Raw genomic sequence first — 14,887 nt, forward strand, 5'->3', positions numbered from 1 at the left:
AAGAACTACCGTGCGCGTCGAGCCAACCGCTCGGAGTCGCTGATCAGCACGCTCTTGCCCTCCAACCGGATCCACCCGCGGTGGGCGAAATCGGCGAGGGCCTTGTTCACGGTCTCGCGGGAGGCGCCGACCAGCTGGGCGATCTCCTCCTGGGTGAGGTCATGGGTGACGCGCAGTGCGCCACCTTCCTGGGTACCGAAGCGCTGGGCCAGCTGCAGCAGCTGCTTGGCCACGCGGCCGGGCACGTCGGTGAAGATCAGGTCGGCGAGGTTGTTGTTAGTGCGTCGCAGGCGACGGGCCAGCACGCGCAGCAGCTGCTCGGCGATCTCCGGGCGATCGGCGATCCAGGCGCGCAGCGCCTCACGGTCCATCGAGACCGCGCGCACCTCGGTGATCGTGGTGGCGCTGGAGGTCCGGGGTCCCGGGTCGAAGATCGACAGCTCACCGAACATGTCCGACGGGCCCATGATCGTCAGCAGGTTCTCCCGACCATCGGGGGAACGTCGGCCGATCTTCACCTTGCCGGAGGTGATGATGTACAGCCGGTCACCGGGCTCGCCCTCGGCGAACACGGTATGTCCGCGCGGAAAGTCGACGGGCTGCAGCTGTTTGGTCAGCGCAGCGACCGCGGTGGGTTCTACCCCTTGGAAGATTCCGGCCCTGGCCAGGATCTCGTCCACGTTGCCCCTCTTAAGCTCATCCAGTGATATGACATGCACAGGCCAACCGACTAGCTGGTTAGCGAATTCAGTCTAGTGGTTGGCATGTCGGCGACGAGCCAACGCTACACACGATTGGCCTGGCGGGTCGCCGGAAACTGCGGATTGGCCCGCCCCGCGGGTGCTGGGCGAGTCGGCAATCCGGCGTATTCCAGCGGCACCGGCCGGATCGGTTGGGTGCGCTCCCGAACGTCACGACGGCGAACGGCCGCCGTCTCGCGCTCGAGGCCGGATTCCAGCCGCTCGAGCCCGAAGGTCGCCAGCATGAGCAACCCCGGGATGAAGCACACCAGCAACCACGACACATCGAAGAGTAAACACGCTGAACATCTCGGTGGGATCACGTTTTGTCACCGGTCGGCACCGGCCCGTCAGGGCACGTCAGAGGCACCGTCAGTACCCTTGGTCGGGTGACCGCCAGCACCGCCCGGAGCAAATCGCAGGCCGCCTGGGATCGAGAGACCCATCTGGGCCTGGTGCGCCGCGCGCGCCGGATGAACCGAACGCTGGCGGTGGCCTTCCCGCACGTCTATTGCGAGCTGGACTTCACCAACCCGTTGGAACTCACGGTCGCGACGATCTTGTCCGCGCAATGCACCGACAAGCGCGTCAACCTGACCACGCCGGCGTTGTTCGCGCGGTACCGCAGCGCGCTGGACTACGCACAGGCCGACCGCGCGGAACTCGAGGAACTGATCCGGCCGACCGGCTTCTACCGGAACAAGGCCACCTCGCTGATAAATCTGGGCACCGAGTTGGAGGCGCGTTTCGACGGCGAGGTACCGCACACGCTGGAAGAACTGGTGACGCTGCCGGGTATCGGTCGCAAGACCGCCAACGTGGTGCTCGGCAACGCGTTCGACATCCCCGGGATCACGGTAGACACCCACTTCGGACGGTTGGTGCGGCGTTGGCGCTGGACCGCCGAGGAAGATCCGGTGAAGGTCGAGCATGCCGTCGGCGAGCTGATCGAACGGCGGGAGTGGACACTGCTCAGCCACCGGGTGATCTTTCACGGTCGCCGTGTCTGCCATGCGAGACGTCCCGCCTGCGGGGTGTGCGTGCTGGCCAAGGACTGCCCTTCCTTCGGCGCGGGTCCCACCGACAAGGCGACTGCGGCGGCGCTGGTGAAGGGACCGGAGACCGACCATCTGCTGGCGCTGGCCGGGTTGTGAGCCGTTCGGCCCGGTGGACCGTTGCGGTCCTGATCGTTTTCGTCGCGCTGGGATACGCGCTGTGGCGGGAGTTGGGCGTCACCGAACCCGGTCCCACCGGATCCGTGGCATCCGAAGTCCCCGCCGCCCGTGACCACCGGGCAGCCGACACCCCCGAGGCGCTGGTCGGGCCCAGGCAGCGGGCGGATCTGCCGCCCTGTCCCATGGGTACCGGCGACGGACCCGAGCCGCTGCGCGGGATCACCCTGGAATGCGCGGGCGACGGCACATCCGTCGACGTCGCGGCGGCGGTGGCCGGCCGTCCGGTGGTGCTCAACCTGTGGGCCTATTGGTGCGGCCCGTGTGCCGACGAACTGCCCGCCCTGCAGGAGTATCAGCGCCGGATGGGTGAGCGGGTGCTGGTGGTGACCGTGCACCAGGACGAGAACGAATCCGCCGGTCTGTTGCGATTGGCCGAGCTCGGCGTGCGGCTGCCGACGCTGCAGGACGGCCGCCGGCTGGTCGCCGCGGCGCTCAAGGTGCCCAACGTGATGCCTGCCACCGTGGTGCTGGGAGCGGACGGTAGCGTGGCCGAGATTCTGCCGCGACCGTTCGCCGACGTCGATGAGATCGCCGCGGCGGTGGATCCGTTGATAGGGGTGCCCGTTGGTTGAGCTCTCGCCGGACGCCGCGCCGGGATGGCTGCGTCCGCTGCTCGACAACGTCGCCGCCGTGCCCGACGCCTACCGAAACCGCACACCCGCCGATGTGCTGGCCGCGATCAACACCGCCAATGCCGCGGCGACGCGGGCCGGGACCAAACGCGACGCCGCCGTGCTCGTGCTGTTCTCCGGACCCGCCGACGCGCCGCGTGGCGATCTCGGCGGCCCGCCGCCGGAAACCGACCTCTTGGTCACCGTCCGCGCCTCCTCGCTGCGTAACCATTCCGGGCAGGCCGCTTTCCCCGGCGGCGTGTCCGACCCCGAGGACGACGGTCCGGTGGCGACCGCGCTGCGCGAGGCCCGTGAGGAGACCGGGGTGGATACCACCCGCCTGACGCCGCTGGCCGTCCTGGATCGGATGTTCATTCCCCCGACGGGCTTTCACGTGGTGCCGGTGCTGGCCTACTCGCCGGACCCTGGTCCGGTGGGCGTGGTGGATCCGGCCGAGGCCGCCATCGTGGCGCGGGTTCCGCTGCGGGCGTTCATCAATCCTGAGAACCGGTTGATGGTGTACCGCCAGGCCAATACCAGCCGTTTCGCCGGGCCGGCCTTCCTGCTCAACCAGATGCTGGTGTGGGGCTTCACCGGCCAGGTGATCTCGGCACTGCTGGACGTCGCGGGGTGGGCACAACCATGGAATACCGACGACGTGCGCGAACTGGAGGAGGCAATGGCCGAGGTGACGTCGCCCAGCCAGTACGGTGAAGCCCAACGATGACTCCCGCACAGTGGCTTGACCTCGCAATCCTTGCCGTCGCCTTCGTGGCCGCGGTGTCCGGCTGGCGCTCCGGCGCGCTCGGATCGCTGTTGTCCTTCATCGGTGTGGTCCTGGGCGCAGTCGCCGGCGTGCTGTTGGCGCCCCACCTGGTCGGCAACATCGACGGGCCGCGCACCAAGCTGTTCGCCACCCTCTTCCTGATCCTCGCGCTGGTCGTGATCGGCGAGATCGCCGGTGTGGTGCTGGGGCGGGCCGTGCGCGGCGCGTTGCGCAACCCGGTGCTGCGCTTTGTCGACTCGATCATCGGGTCGGCTTTGCAGTTGGTGACCGTGCTGATCGCGGCGTGGTTGCTTGCCTCACCACTGACCAGCCAGCCCACCCTGGCCGGCGCGGTGCGCGGTTCCAAGGTGCTCACCGAGGTCAACAACCTCGCGCCGGAATGGCTGCAGAAGGTGCCCGCCCGGTTGGCCGGATTACTGGACACCTCAGGTCTTCCCGCGGTGCTGGAGCCGTTCAGCCGCACCCCGGTCGTCGCGGTCGACGCACCCGATGCGGCGTTGGCGACATCGCCGGTGGTGCAGTCCGTCCGCGGCAGCGTGGTCAAGATCCGCGGTGTCGCGCCCAGTTGCCAGAAGGTCTTGGAGGGCAGCGGATTCGTCATCGCGCCCAACCGGGTGATGTCCAATGCCCACGTGGTCGCCGGCGCCGAGACGGTCACCGTCGAGGTCAACGGTGAAACCTACGACGCCACCGTGGTCTCCTACGACCCGAACCAGGACATCTCGATCCTCGCGGTGCCGGAGCTGCCGTCGGTGCCTTTGGTCTTCGACGATTCCGAGGCCGCACCGAGCACCGACGCCATCGTCATGGGGTATCCCGGCGGCGGCGATTTCACGGCAACCCCGGCGCGGGTGCGCGAGACGATCGAACTTAACGGGCCCGACATCTACAACTCGACGACGGTGAACCGGACGGTGTACACCATCCGCGGCACGGTGAAGCAGGGCAATTCCGGTGGCCCGATGGTCGACAAGGACGGCAAGGTCCTCGGCGTCGTCTTCGGTGCCGCCGTCGACGACGCAGACACCGGTTTCGTGCTGACCGCCGAGCAGGTGCTGCCTCAACGCATGCAGGTGGGTAACACCGCGCCGGTGCCGACCGGCGTCTGCATCGGTCAGGCCGGGTAGACGGCGCCCAGGAACTGGGCGAGCGCGGTGTTGACCGCCCGGGGATTCTCCTCGTGTGCAAAATGCCCTGCGCCGTCTATGGGTTCGAATCGGCCGTCGGGTGCGTACGGTCGTGACCGGCGGACCGGATCGGCCAGAACGTAGGGGTCGGCCGCGCCGCGCAGATGCAACAGCGGAACATCGATCGGCCGGGCCATCGAACGCATGAACCGGCGTCCCTCGCCGCGGACCTGGCTGCGCACCGCCCAGCGCTGGTACTCCAGCGTCGAGTGGACCGCCCCCGGGATCTGGATCGCCTGCCGCAGATGGCGCATGGTGACGGCGAAGTCCTCGGTGCCGACCCAGCCGTGGCCGGCACGGTCACGGATCAGCCGTTCCAGCTCCACGGCATTGTGTCGGGTGAGTCTGTGTTCGGGCCAGCGCGGCAGCTGGTAGCGCAGCAGCCAGGGCAGCAGCGCGCGGCGCTGGGCGGCGTCGGCCAGGACCGACGAGCGCAGTGCGACCGGGTGCGGTGAGCTGATCAATGCGACGGCGTCGACCATCCGCGGGTGCAACAGGGCCGTAGCCCAGCAGACCAGACCACCATCGGCATGGCCGACCAGGGTGGCCGAGTTGTGCCCGAGTGCACGAACCAGACCCGCGGTGTCCCCGGCGAGGGTCCAGCCGTCGTAACCGCGCGGCGGTTTGTCGCTGTCACCGTAACCGCGAAGGTCGACGGCGACGACCCGATGGTCGCTGTGAGCTTGCAGTTGGTGACGCCACGACCACCAGAACGAACCGAAACCGTGCAACAGGATCACGAGGTGGCGATCGGACCGCCCGCGGTTCTCCGGTGCATCCTCGGCCTCCACGACATGGAAGCGAATACCGTTGGCGTGGACCTGAAAATGGCGCCACGGCCCATCGATGCGCACCACCGACGGGTCCGGCGCCTGCATGGCGAAGCGGCTACCAGCCGGAGGGGTCGGTGGTGATGGCCGGCTTGACGGCCTCGGCGGGCTTGTCCGAGCCCGGCGTCAGCGCCTCCTTGGTCTCCTTGACCGAGGCGATGGTTTCGCGCGGCCCGCGGATGCGCCGCACCTTCAGATAGCCGAGCAGCGCCAATGCGATGGTGACCAGCACCATGACGCCGAACACGATCAGGAAGGCGGCCCAGCGCCACAACCAGGTATCCAGCAGCTCGGCGATGAAGAAGAAGAGGAAGAAGGTCGAGTAGAACAGCACGACCAGGGCCGCGATGAAGAACAGGCTGCCGGTGAGCCCCTTCTTCACATCGCGGGTGATCTCGGCCTTGGCGAGCTCCACCTCGGCGCGCACCAGGGTGGAAACCTGTGCGGTCGCATCCTTGACCAGATCTCCGATGGACGGGTCGGCCTTGGGTGCGTGCGGGTCGACGAGCGGAATCGACGTCACAGTGGCAGGCACGCCGTTCTTGCGGTCGCTGGTGCTCATAGGAGGCTATGTTGCCATGTTCTCGGCATCGCGAGGCGACGGGGAGAGGGCTCCGGTCCGAGGAGGTGGCCACTTCGCCACATAGGATGGCGGCCAGCCGAGGAACGGGGAGATGTTGAGACACCGCTGGCAGTCCATTGTGCGCATCGTTTCGCTCGCAGTCCTGGCGCCCCTCGCGGTGGCGCTGAGCCCGGTGGCCCACGCCGACGGCCCGGTTCCGCTCGGCGGGGGGTCGGGAATCGTCATCGACGGTCACGCCTACTGCACACTCACCGCCATCGGCCATGACTCCGCGGGCAAGTTGATCGGGTTCACCTCGGCGCACTGCGGCGGGCCGGGTGCCGTGGTCGCCGCCGAGGGGGTGCCCACCGCGGGGACGCTCGGCGTCATGGTCGCCGGTAACGACAACCTGGACTATGCCGTCATCGAGTTCGACCCGCAGCGGGTGCAACCTGTCGACACGGTCAAGGGATTCCGTATCGACGGCCTCGGGCCGGACCCGTCGTTCGGTGAAGTCGCCTGCAAGCTGGGCCGGACAACCGGCTACTCGTGCGGTGTGACGTGGGGCCCCGGCCAGGATCCGGGCACCATCCTCAACCAGGTCTGCGGGCAGCCCGGTGATTCCGGGGCGCCGGTGACGGTCAACAACAGACTGGTCGGCATGATCCACGGTGCGTTCACCGAGGATCTACCGACGTGCGTGACGCAATACATCCCGCTGCACACACCGGCGGTCACCATGTCGATGTCCTCGGTGCTCGCCGATATCACCACCAAGAATCGGCCAGGCGCCGGCTTCGTGCCGATCGCCTGACCGATCGCCGCCGGCTACTTGCTGGCGCGGATGGCCTCGAAGACGCTGGGGTCCACCAGGGTCGAGGTGTCACCGAGTTCGCGGCCTTCGGCCACGTCACGCAGCAGTCGACGCATGATCTTGCCGCTGCGGGTCTTCGGCAGTTCCGGCACGACGTGGATCTCGCGTGGCTTGGCGATCGGGGAGATCTCCTTGGAGACTTCGGCGCGCAGTTCGTCGACCATCTGCTCATGTGACAGTTCGGCGGCGTGGCTCTTGAGGATGACGAAGGCGCAGATGCCCTGGCCGGTGTGCTCGTCGGTGGCACCGACCACGGCAGCCTCGGCCACTCCGGCGTGCCCGACGAGCGCGGATTCGACCTCGGCGGTCGAGATTCGGTGTCCGGACACGTTCATCACGTCGTCGATACGGCCCAGCACCCAGATTTCACCGTCGCTGCCGTACCGCGCGCCGTCGCCGGCGAAGTACCAGCCCTGCTCGGCGAAGCGCGACCAGTAGGTTTCCTTGAACCGTTCGTCGTCGCCCCAGATGCCGCGCAGCATCGACGGCCACGGCTTGTCCAGCACCAGGTAGCCGGTCGTCTGCTCGGCGCCGTCGACGGCGGGGCTGAGATCGTTGCCGTCGTCGTCGACGATCTTGGCCGAGATGCCGGGCAGCGGTGTCATCGCCGAACCGGGCTTGCAGTGGGTGACTCCGGGCAGCGGGGAGATCATGATCGCACCGGTCTCGGTCTGCCACCAGGTGTCCACGATCGGGGTCTTGTCGGCGCCGAAGACCAGCCGGTACCACCGCCACGCCTCGGGGTTGATCGGTTCACCGACCGAGCCCAACAGGCGGATGCTGGACAGGTCGTGTTCGAAGGCGAGCTCGCGGCCCCACTTCATGAATGTCCGGACCACGGTGGGAGCGGTGTAATAGATTGACACACCGTACTTTTCGATGACCTGGAAGTGGCGGTGCTCATCCGGGGACGCTGGGGTGCCTTCGTAGACCACCTGGGTCGCTCCGTTGGACAGTGGCCCGTACACGATATAGGTGTGCCCGGTCACCCAGCCGATATCGGCTGTGCACCAATAGACATCGGTTTCGGGCTTGAGGTCGAAGACGACCGAGTGGGTGTAGGACGCCTGGGTCAGGTATCCGCCCGAGGTGTGCACGATGCCCTTGGGCTTGCCGGTGGTGCCGGAGGTGTACAGCAGGAACAGCGGGTGCTCGGAGTCGAAGGCCTCGGGCGCGTGTTCGACCGATGCCTTGGGCACCGTCTCGTCCCACCACAGATCGCGGCCTTCGGTCCACGGCGTGTCGATTCCGGTGCGGCGCACCACGAGAACATGCTCGACGGGGCTGTCGGAGCCGAGGCCGTCCAGTGCCTCGTCGACACCTGCCTTCAGCGGCGCCGCCTTGCCGCGACGGTACTGGCCGTCGGAAGTGATGACGATCTTGGCCTGGGCGTCCTCGATGCGAGCCTTGAGCGCCGAGGCGGAGAAGCCGGCGAAGACGACCGAATGCATCGCGCCAAGTCGCGCGCAGGCGAGCATCGCGATGATCGCCTCGGGCACCATCGGCATGTAGATGGCCACCCGGTCACCGGCGGTCAGACCCAACTCGGCCAGCGTGTTTGCCGCTTGGTTGACCTCGTCCTGGAGCTGGGCGTAGGTGATGGTGCGCGCATCGCCGACGGGCTCACCCTCCCAGTGGATGGCGACCCGGTCACCGTTGCCTGCCTCGACGTGGCGGTCCACACAGTTGTAGGCGACGTTGAGTTTGCCCCCGACAAACCATTTCGCGAACGGTGCGTTCGACCAGTCCAGTACCTCGGTGAACGGGGTGCCCCAGGACAGTCGGTCGGCCTGGGTGGCCCAGAACGCCAGCCGGTCGGCCTCGGCCTGATCGTAGAGATCGCTCGTGGCGTTGGCGTTGGCCGCGAACTCGGCGGGCGGGGGATAGGCTGAGGGCACGCCGGTCTGCGTCGCTGTGGTCTCGCTCATGGGTGTGAGCGTAGTCACCGAAGGTTGCAGCGGCGTTGGAGCGTCACAAGACGCGCTGCGGACGGCTGTCGAACTGCGCCGAACGTCGGGGATTGCAGGCTCAGCGGTCGGCTAGCGTTGTCCGGATGACCGACGAGCGCTCGCGCAAGGAGCCGAAGAACACCGATCCGCTCGCCCCGCTGGTGGCGCTGGAGGGTGTTGCCGCCGCCGGCGACGAGGCGCGCGAGGCGCTCGGCCGGGCGCATCGACACCGAACCAATCTGCGGGGTTGGCCCCAGACAGCAGCGGAGGCGGCGCTGCGCGCGGCGCGCGCGAGTTCGGTGCTCGATGGCGGCTCACTGAACCTGTCCGAGTCCGGGGAACCCGATCCGGTGCTGGCCGGGGCGCTGCGGGTGTCCGAGGCGCTGGAGGGTGGCGCGACCGCACTGACCCAGGTGTGGCAGCGGGCGCCGTTGCAGGCGCTGGCCCGGTTGCACTCGCTGGCGGCGGCAGACCTCGTCGACGACGACCGGTTGGGCAGGCCGCGCTCGGCACCCGAGGTGGGTCCGCGGCTGGAGATGCTGGCCGAGCTGGTCACCGGTGCCACCTCGGTGCCCGCTTTCGTGGTGGCCGCCGTCGCGCATGGCGAATTGTTGACCCTGGAGCCCTTCGGTTCGGCCGATGGCGTGGTGGCGCGCGCGGTGTCGCGCCTGATCACGATGTCCAGCGGGCTGGATCCGCACGGACTCGGTGTGCCGGAGATGTTCTGGATGAAGCAGTCCGGGAACTACCGGGCCGCCGCGCGCGGCTTCGCCTCGGGCACACCGAACGGACTGGGTGCCTGGCTGGTGTTGAGCAGTCAGGCCCTGCATGCCGGGGCGCGGGAGGCATTATCGATCGCCGAGGCGGCGCGGGACCAGCCCAGCAAATGAAGCGGGCGACGCTCCGTGACCCACTTGCGTCGGTCACGGCTCGTCGCCCGCTAGCACGGATCCCGGTTACCAAGCGTGCTGAGGTGGGTTGTGTGGGTGGCCTCGGCGTTCTCACGCTGCGCTACGGGCGCAACCCCACCCAAGGGGTTGTCACGTCATTCGCTTTTCGTAATTCCGCAGGCCCACAACGCTTCTGCCTGTATCGCGGCTTGAGCTCCGCGTGGGTTCCGGTGATCCGTGCTAGGAGTGTCGACTCGGGAGATCACACCTTCTCTTCCGGTGTGGCCTTGGCCTTGTCGAGCTCCGTGCACTCCTTTGTACTACGTGACCGCGGTCACATCAAGTATCAAACGGGGGTGAATCTCGATCGTTATGAGGACGCTCTCAGCTACCGGCGGGTAGTGGTGGGCGGCAACAACTTCCGGAGCAGTGAATAGGTCAGCGCGCCACCTGCCAGTGCGCTCAGTCCCACCGCGAGGGTGGTTGCCACCGCCGCTCCGGAGGGTGCGGGGAGTCGGTCGCGCAGGGATACCGGCCGGGTGAACGCCAGCACCGGCCAACCTCGTTGGCCGGCCTCCTTGCGCAGCGCGCGATCGGGATTGACGACCGAGGGGTGTCCGACTGCCTCCAGCATCGGTAGATCGGTGATGGAGTCCGAGTACGCGTAGCAGTGTTCCAGTGCGTAGCCCTCGCGTGCGGCCAGCTCCCGGATGGCCTCGACCTTGCCCTCGCCGAAGCAGTAGAAGCCCACCTCCCCGGTGTACTTACCGTCCTCGACGACCATGCGGGTGGCCATGGCGTGGGTCGCGCCGAGGGCTGCGGCGATCGGCGCCACGATCTCTTCGCCGGATGCCGACACCACGACGACATCGCGCCCACACAGCTTGTGGTCGGCGATCAGATTGGCCGCCTCGTCGAAGACCAGCGGATCGACGATCTCGTGCAAGGTCTCACCGACCACGGATCGCACCTGCTCCACGTCCCAACCGGCGCACATATCGGTGAGGTAGGTGCGCATCCGGTCCATCTGGTCGTGGTCCGCGCCGGACATCAGGAACAGGAACTGTGCGTACGACGACTTGAGTACTGCGCGTCTGTTCAATAGTCCCTGGTCGAAAAAAGGTTTGCTGAATGCCAGCGTGCTGGATTTCGCGATGACTGTCTTGTCGAGGTCGAAGAATGCTGCGGTGCGAACTGGCTGACCGTCCTGTACTGCGGGATCGGGCGCGGTGGCAAAATCGGCAGGACCATCGGGTACCGTCACAGGTCACAGCATAGGCGCCCGCGGCGCGGTAATACTTTCCCAACGCTGGGAAAGTGACAGCTCACGACACCTGTCGCAAACTGCAGGATTTTCGACACAACCTGCGAATTCAGTCGTCCGCTACTTGCACTGCGCGGCGAATCCGTGTGTATAGTGGCAATCACTCGGCCTTAGCCGAGTGTGGATCAGCCCGACCCCCCGGGGCTGATACACGACGACCTCCGCCTCCTCCCCCCCTGGCGGGGGTCGTCCCTTTTTCGGGACTTTTTCCTCCGCGGCTCGTCGTCGAAATTTCCCGCGAGGGTTGCGGAACGCCGTTTTCAGTCTTTTGGTCTATCCACAATCTCCGGTTCATCCACAGATGTGTGCGCGGCACTGGCGCGGTCCTGTTGGCACCCAGAGGCTAATGAGGTGACGTCGAACGCAAGCCTGTTGGCCGTGGTCGAGGGCAGGTCCCTACGCGAGGAGGTCGACCGGGTGGCCGCTGCGGCCGGCCTGCCGGTGGTGCATGCCGAACGTCCGTCCGGGCGAGCGGCCTGGCTCGGCGCCCGGGCCGTGGTTCTCGACGCCGAGTCGGCCCACCGGTTGGCGGATCTGGACCTGCCCCGACGGGATCGAGTACTGCTGGTCGGTGCGGTCGACGCCGGGGTGTGGGAGTGGCGAGGCGCGGCAGCCGTTGGCGCGCAACACTTCTTCAAGCTTCCGGACCAGGACGAGGACCTCGTCGGCGCGTTCGCCGCCGCGGCGGCAGATCCTGGTCCGGGTGGTCGCGACGGCGGGGTGCTCGCGGTCGTCGGCGGCTGTGGCGGCGCGGGGGCCTCACTGTTCGCAGCTGCAGTGGCGCAATCGGCGGATTCGGCACTGCTCGTGGACGCGGACCCCTGGGGTGGAGGCATCGACCTGGCGATGGGCACCGAGGGTGTGCCCGGTCTGCGCTGGCCGGATCTCGCGGTGCGGGCGGGCAGGCTGAGTTTCGACGCGTTGCGGGGTGCGCTGCCGACGTCGCGGGCTGTGACGGTGCTGTCGGGTGGGCGCAGCGGTGGGGAGATCGGGGCGGGCCCTGTATCGGCGGTAGTCGACGCCGGTCGTAGGGCGGGGGTCACGGTGGTCTGTGACATCCCTCGGCAGGTTACGCCGGTGACCGAAACCGCATTGTGCACAGCCGATCTGGTGGTGGTGATCGCACCAGCCGATGTGCGTGCCGCGGCCGCCACCGGGGCGCTCACCCGGTGGGTGCGGGAGGTCAATCCGAATCTCGGGCTGGTGGTGCGTGGGCCGGCGCCCGGCGGGCTGCGGGCGGTGGACCTGGCCAACGGAATAGGTCTGCCGCTGCTGGCCGCCATGCGTCCGCAGCCCGGACTGGCCGGCGCGCTGGAGCGCGGTGGACTCCGGCTCGCCGCCCGGTCGCCGTTGGCCATCGCCGCCGCACGGGTGTTGCAGGTGCTGCGCAGACAACCGGCGGGGGTGGGGTCATGAGCGACTTGATCGAGCGGGTACGGGAGCGCCTCGCCCATGACGGGGCTTCGTTGCGGCCGGCGGTGGTCGCCGAAGCCATCCGCGCGGAATCCGGCGGCCTGCTCGGTGATACCGAAGTGCTGACCAGCATGCGAAGTTTGGCCACCGAGCTCACCGGTGCCGGCCTTCTCGATCCGCTGCTGCGCGCGTCGGGTACCACCGATGTCCTTGTCACCGCGCCCGATGCGGTCTGGGTGGATGACGGTAACGGGTTGCGGCGCAGTGGCATCTGCTTTCCCGACGAGGATGCCGTGCGCAGACTCGCACAGCGTCTCGCCCTGGCCGCCGGACGCAGGCTCGACGACAGCCAACCCTGGGTGGATGGTCATTTGAGCTGTGTGGGAGTCGATCCCGTCCGGTTGCACGCGGTGCTGCCGCCCGTGGCGGCCGCGGGGACCTGCATCTCGCTGCGGGTGCTTCGTCCGGCCCGCCAGGATCTGGCTGCGCTGATCGCCGCCGGAGCGATAGCCGAACCCGCCGCGGACCTGTTGGCCGGGATCATCGCGGCACGGCTGGCCTTCCTCGTCTGCGGGGGCACCGGCGCCGGGAAGACCACGTTGTTGTCGGCGCTCCTGGGAGCCGTCGGCGAGAACGAACGTCTCGTCTGCGTGGAGGACGCGGCCGAGCTCGCGCCGCGACACCCACACGTGGTGAAGCTGGTCGCCCGCGGCGCCAACGTCGAGGGCGTCGGTGCGGTGACGGTACGTGACCTGGTTCGCCAGGCCCTCCGGATGCGACCGGATCGGATCGTGGTGGGAGAGGTCCGCGGTGCTGAGGTGGTGGACCTGTTGACCGCGTTGAACACCGGTCACGACGGCGGTGCGGGAACCGTGCATGCCAACAGCGCCGCCGAGGTGCCTGCGCGGCTCGAAGCGTTGGCGGGGCTCGGTGGTCTGGACCGCACCGCGTTGCACAGCCAGCTGGCCGCCGCGATACAAGTGGTCGTGCACGTCGGTCGCGACCGCGAGGGGATTCGGCAGGTGCGCGAGATCGCGGTCCTCGAACGCGATCACGACGGTTGGGTCGGCGCGCGCACCGCGTGGGGGCTGCGGTGCGGGTTCGGCGACGGGATCGACGCGCTGCGCGATCTGCTCGACGATGCGGGCGTCCGATGACGACTGCGGCGATCCTGTTGGCGGTGGCGCTACTCGTCTCACCGACACCGGCCGGTCATCGACTCGGACCTCCGATTCGATCTCGCCGACGACGGCGGCTCTCACCGGTGTGGGTCGGTGCGCCCGCAGCCGTGCTCACGATGCTCGTGTGGGAACCGACCGTGATGCTGGCCTGCCTTCTGGTGGGGGCCACCGTGACTCACCGGCGACGTCGGGCGGCGCGCCGACGGTCGGCCGTCGCGGAGGCGCTGCAACTGCGCGATGCGCTGGACATCCTAGTCGGGGAGCTTCGGGTCGGTGCGCACCCCGTCGCGGCCCTCACCGCGGCCGCCGGTGAGGTCGGCGGTCAGGTCGGGGACCGCCTGCGGACCGTCTCGGCGCACGGGCGCCTGGGCGCGGATATCGCCATCGGCTTGAGTTCGGTGGCCGATAGCTCCGCCATCCCCGCGCAATGGCGGCGGCTGGCGCTCTGTTGGCAGTTGGCGCATCACCACGGTCTTGCGATCGCCACACTTCTGCGCGCCGCGCAACACGACATCGTCGAACGCGACAGGTTCCGGCTCCGGCTGGACGCCGGCCTTGCCGGACCGCGCACCACCGCCGCGGTGCTGGCCGGAATGCCGGTACTGGGAATCCTGCTGGGCCAGCTCATCGGTGCCCAGCCGGTGCGATTCCTGCTCGCCGGCGGAGCCGGCGGCGTCATTCTGGTCATCGGCGTGGCCCTGTCGTGTCTGGGCCTGTATTGGTCCGACCGCATCATCACGGCGGTGGCGTCATGAGCCTGGCTGCGGTGCTGCTCGCGGCGGCGGTCCTGATCGGTGCCGGTCCCGCACGCACCGTGCGGTCACCGCTACGCCCCACGCCGGACCTGCCCGATGATCCGCTGGCCGCGGCATCATGTCTGGACGTCCTCGCCGCCTGTCTGTCCGCGGGCATGGCGACCGCGACCGCCGCGGCAGCGGCGGCGCCGCTGGCACCGGTATTGCTGCGTACGCAGCTGATACGCGCGGCGGACCTGCTTGCGCTTGGCGCCGGATCCGAGCGGGCCTGGGCAGATCCCGGTGCTACCGCCGACCCGCACGGCGCGGTGCTGGCCAGACTCGCTCGCCGCTCGGCGGTCTCCGGTGCGGCACTTGCCGACGGCATCGCCGAACTGGCCGACCAGGTGCGTATCGACGCGGGCTCGGCTGCAGATGCTGCCGCCGAGCGCGCCTCGGTATTGATCGCAGGCCCGCTCGGCCTGTGCTATCTGCCCGCCTTCGTCTGCCTGGGAATCGTCCCGGTGGTCGCCGGACTGGCCGGTGACCTGATGTCAGGTCTGTAACCGA

Annotated in this window: 16 protein-coding genes; 10 read left to right on the plus strand and 6 right to left on the minus strand. The window is 68.3% G+C overall.

What is annotated here, in order from left to right:
• Window positions 1–5 precede the first annotated feature (5 nt).
• Both crp and IC40_RS0100440 read right to left on the minus strand, forming a co-directional pair.
• On the minus strand, window positions 6–680 hold the full coding sequence (crp, locus tag IC40_RS0100435; RefSeq protein WP_019510750.1) for a cAMP-activated global transcriptional regulator CRP: 675 nt from the start codon (window positions 678–680) through the stop codon (window positions 6–8).
• 104 nt (window positions 681–784) lie between these two features.
• A complete protein-coding gene (locus IC40_RS0100440; protein ID WP_030132812.1) occupies window positions 785–1,024 on the minus strand; it encodes a hypothetical protein in 240 nt (79 codons plus the stop codon).
• A gap of 105 nt (window positions 1,025–1,129) precedes the next feature.
• Here IC40_RS0100440 and nth point away from each other — a divergent pair, with 105 nt between their 5' ends.
• Genes nth through marP form a run of 4 tightly spaced genes read left to right on the plus strand, consistent with a single transcriptional unit; the run spans window position 1,130 to window position 4,500 of the window.
• A complete protein-coding gene (gene nth, locus IC40_RS0100445; protein ID WP_030132813.1) occupies window positions 1,130–1,894 on the plus strand; it encodes an endonuclease III in 765 nt (254 codons plus the stop codon).
• On the plus strand, window positions 1,891–2,547 hold the full coding sequence (locus IC40_RS0100450; RefSeq protein WP_030132814.1) for a TlpA family protein disulfide reductase: 657 nt from the start codon (window positions 1,891–1,893) through the stop codon (window positions 2,545–2,547). The genes nth and IC40_RS0100450 overlap by 4 nt, the downstream gene beginning before the upstream one ends.
• Window positions 2,540–3,313: an NUDIX hydrolase gene (locus tag IC40_RS0100455; RefSeq protein WP_030132815.1), complete on the plus strand. Its 774-nt coding sequence runs from the start codon at window positions 2,540–2,542 to the stop codon at window positions 3,311–3,313. The genes IC40_RS0100450 and IC40_RS0100455 overlap by 8 nt, the downstream gene beginning before the upstream one ends.
• Window positions 3,310–4,500 (plus strand): acid resistance serine protease MarP, encoded by a 1,191-nt coding sequence (marP, locus tag IC40_RS0100460; RefSeq protein ID WP_019510755.1) that lies wholly within the window; start codon window positions 3,310–3,312, stop codon window positions 4,498–4,500. The genes IC40_RS0100455 and marP overlap by 4 nt, the downstream gene beginning before the upstream one ends.
• Here the strand turns inward: marP and IC40_RS0100465 are convergent.
• Both IC40_RS0100465 and IC40_RS0100470 read right to left on the minus strand, forming a co-directional pair.
• The gene (locus IC40_RS0100465; RefSeq protein WP_030132816.1) at window positions 4,488–5,438 is read right to left on the minus strand and encodes an alpha/beta fold hydrolase; all 951 of its coding nucleotides are present in this window, start codon (window positions 5,436–5,438) and stop codon (window positions 4,488–4,490) included. The genes marP and IC40_RS0100465 overlap by 13 nt on opposite strands.
• A gap of 10 nt (window positions 5,439–5,448) precedes the next feature.
• Entirely contained in the window at window positions 5,449–5,952 is a 504-nt protein-coding gene (locus IC40_RS0100470; protein WP_030132817.1) for a phage holin family protein, read from the minus strand.
• A gap of 112 nt (window positions 5,953–6,064) precedes the next feature.
• On the opposite strand from IC40_RS0100470, the gene IC40_RS0100475 reads away from it, so the two are divergent.
• On the plus strand, window positions 6,065–6,766 hold the full coding sequence (locus IC40_RS0100475; RefSeq protein WP_042510094.1) for a S1 family peptidase: 702 nt from the start codon (window positions 6,065–6,067) through the stop codon (window positions 6,764–6,766).
• A gap of 14 nt (window positions 6,767–6,780) precedes the next feature.
• On the opposite strand, the gene acs is transcribed toward IC40_RS0100475, so the two are convergent.
• Entirely contained in the window at window positions 6,781–8,754 is a 1,974-nt protein-coding gene (acs, locus tag IC40_RS0100480) for an acetate--CoA ligase (RefSeq protein WP_030132819.1), read from the minus strand.
• A gap of 125 nt (window positions 8,755–8,879) precedes the next feature.
• Here acs and IC40_RS0100485 point away from each other — a divergent pair, with 125 nt between their 5' ends.
• Window positions 8,880–9,665, plus strand: a complete 786-nt coding sequence (locus tag IC40_RS0100485) for a hypothetical protein (RefSeq protein WP_042510093.1) — start codon at window positions 8,880–8,882, stop codon at window positions 9,663–9,665.
• A gap of 388 nt (window positions 9,666–10,053) precedes the next feature.
• Here the strand turns inward: IC40_RS0100485 and IC40_RS0100490 are convergent, their stop codons facing one another.
• On the minus strand, window positions 10,054–10,929 hold the full coding sequence (locus IC40_RS0100490; RefSeq protein ID WP_030132821.1) for an HAD-IB family hydrolase: 876 nt from the start codon (window positions 10,927–10,929) through the stop codon (window positions 10,054–10,056).
• A gap of 411 nt (window positions 10,930–11,340) precedes the next feature.
• Here IC40_RS0100490 and ssd point away from each other — a divergent pair, with 411 nt between their 5' ends.
• The 4 genes from ssd to IC40_RS0100510 are packed head-to-tail and all read left to right on the plus strand — an operon-like array spanning window position 11,341 to window position 14,883.
• Window positions 11,341–12,405 (plus strand): septum site-determining protein Ssd, encoded by a 1,065-nt coding sequence (gene ssd, locus IC40_RS0100495; protein ID WP_030132822.1) that lies wholly within the window; start codon window positions 11,341–11,343, stop codon window positions 12,403–12,405.
• Window positions 12,402–13,559: a TadA family conjugal transfer-associated ATPase gene (locus tag IC40_RS0100500; protein ID WP_030132823.1), complete on the plus strand. Its 1,158-nt coding sequence runs from the start codon at window positions 12,402–12,404 to the stop codon at window positions 13,557–13,559. Before ssd ends, IC40_RS0100500 begins: the two co-directional genes overlap by 4 nt.
• Window positions 13,556–14,338, plus strand: coding sequence for a type II secretion system F family protein (locus tag IC40_RS0100505; RefSeq protein WP_030132824.1), 783 nt, complete (start codon window positions 13,556–13,558; stop codon window positions 14,336–14,338). Before IC40_RS0100500 ends, IC40_RS0100505 begins: the two co-directional genes overlap by 4 nt.
• Window positions 14,335–14,883 carry a type II secretion system F family protein gene (locus IC40_RS0100510; RefSeq protein WP_030132825.1) on the plus strand — a complete coding sequence of 183 codons (549 nt, stop codon included), beginning with the start codon at window positions 14,335–14,337 and terminating at the stop codon, window positions 14,881–14,883. Before IC40_RS0100505 ends, IC40_RS0100510 begins: the two co-directional genes overlap by 4 nt.
• Window positions 14,884–14,887 lie beyond the last annotated feature (4 nt).

This window comes from Mycolicibacterium neoaurum ATCC 25795, from assembly GCF_000691525.1.
Lineage (GTDB): Bacteria > Actinomycetota > Actinomycetes > Mycobacteriales > Mycobacteriaceae > Mycobacterium > Mycobacterium neoaurum.